2 protein-coding genes are annotated in these 1,888 nt (G+C 64.4%); both read right to left on the bottom strand.

What is annotated here, in order from left to right; all coding sequences use genetic code 11:
- On the bottom strand, nt 1–1,141 hold a 1,141-nt coding region (locus NAO55_RS20880), incomplete at its 3' end, for a cache domain-containing protein (RefSeq protein ID WP_256070321.1).
- A 184-nt stretch (nt 1,142–1,325) separates the two neighbouring features.
- On the bottom strand, nt 1,326–1,888 hold a 563-nt coding region (locus NAO55_RS20875), incomplete at its 5' end, for a methyl-accepting chemotaxis protein (RefSeq protein WP_256070320.1).

Here is a 1,888-nt window from a genome sequence, read left to right as displayed (position 1 = left end):
GGGACTCGCCGCTGCCGCGCAGCTCGCCCACCAGCTCGTGGATCTGGCGAATGCTCTGGTCCACCACCTGCTTGGCGGCGACACCCTGCTGATCGGTCTCGCGTGCCGCTTCGGCCGCACGCTGGGCGCTCATAGCCACTTCGTGGGCGGCGGCGGACATCTCGTTGATCGCCGTGGCGACCTGATCGGTCTCGCTGCGCTGATCGGCCATGGCCTGCTCCGAGCGCTGCGCCTGGCTGGCCACCGCACCGACCAGACCGGTCAGCTGGGTGGTGGTGCCGGCGACCTGCTGCACCAGCGAATGGATCTTCTCGACGAAGCGATTGAACGAGGTGGCCAGCTCGCCCAGCTCGTCCTGACTGGTGATCGGCAGGCGCTGGGTCAGGTCGCCGTCACCCTGAGCCATGTCGTCCAGGTTGCGCTTGATCAGCAGCAGCGGCCTGAGCAGGGCGTTGCTCATGAACACGGCGACCAGGGCGATCAGGCCCAGCAGGATCAATGCGGAGACCAGCATGATGGCCACCAGACCGTCGATGCGCTGCTGGAATTCGGCGCGGGCGGCCTGGACGTCGCGCTCGACACCATCGAGGTTGAGCGAGGTACCGAAGACCATCTTCCACTTCGGCAGGGACTCGGCGTAACCGACCTTGGGCACCAGCACACTGCTGTCGCCGAGCACGAAGCTGTAGTCGACGTAATGGCTGCCGTCCTGGCCGGCACGAACCAGCTCGCGAATGGCATAGACGCCATTGGGGTCGCGGTAGTTATAGAAGCTCTGGCCGATCTTGTCCTTGGTGTTGCCTTGCAGGATGCGCACGGCCTGGCTGTCGTAGCCCCAGAAATAGCCGTCCTTGCCATAGACCAACTTCTCGAGGATGGCCACGGCCTGGTCGCGCGCCTGCATGTCGCCCTCGGCAGAACGCTCGTAGATCGGCCCAATGGCGTTACGGGCTAGCTCGACGTAGTGCTTGAGCTCCGCGCGACGGTCCTGGATGAGGCTGTTGCGGGTGTGTTCTTCCTGCTGTTCGGCGAGGCTCTGCAGCTCGTACACGGCAATGCCGCTGAGCAGGATGGCGAGCAGCAGAATCGGGCCCAGCGCGAGCAGCAGCAACTTCATTCGCAAACGAAGGTTGGAAAGCATTCTGTTAATTCCCGTAGGTGGGTTGAGCAACAAGATATGCGACAAAAATCAGGCGCCAATTAAGCCGCCAATTCACGCAGTACTTTTCGGTTGTCGACCTACGGGGACGTTTCTTTACCTGAAAAACAACGAAACCCTGCCAGGCAGGGTTTCGTGAGGGCCCATTCCAGAGCGGCTGCTTCAGTCAGACCCGGAACTGCCCGACCAATCGCTGCAGCTGCTCGGCCAATCCGTTCAGCTCGCGCGCCGTCTGCGCGCCCTGCGCCGCATCGCTGGCCACACCGTCCACCGCATCGGCGATATGGTGCACGCTACGGTTGATCTCCTCGGCGACGGCAGTCTGCTCCTCGGCGGCGGCGGCGATCTGCGCGTTCATCGAGTTGATGGTGCCGATCAGGGCGGAAATCGCATCCAGCGACTCGCCGGCCTGGTTGGCATGATCGCGGGTGCTCTCGCCCGTCTCGCCAGCGCGCAGCATGGTGCTGACCGTGTGCGACGTTGCGCCCTGCAGGCGATCGATCATGTTCTGGATCTCGCCGGTGCTCTGCTGAGTGCGACTGGCCAGCGCCCGGACTTCATCGGCGACCACGGCGAAACCGCGTCCGGCCTCGCCGGCACGGGCCGCCTCGATGGCGGCGTTGAGCGCCAGCAGGTTGGTCTGCTCGGCAATGGCGCGGATCACGTCGAGCACGCCGACGATGCCTTTCACGTCCTGCTGCAGGCCTTCCAGCGACTCGCCACTGTCGC

The sequence above is a fragment of the Stutzerimonas frequens genome (assembly GCF_024448335.1).
GTDB classification, from domain to species: domain Bacteria; phylum Pseudomonadota; class Gammaproteobacteria; order Pseudomonadales; family Pseudomonadaceae; genus Stutzerimonas; species Stutzerimonas frequens.
This window is presented reverse-complemented; position numbering and strand designations above follow the sequence as displayed.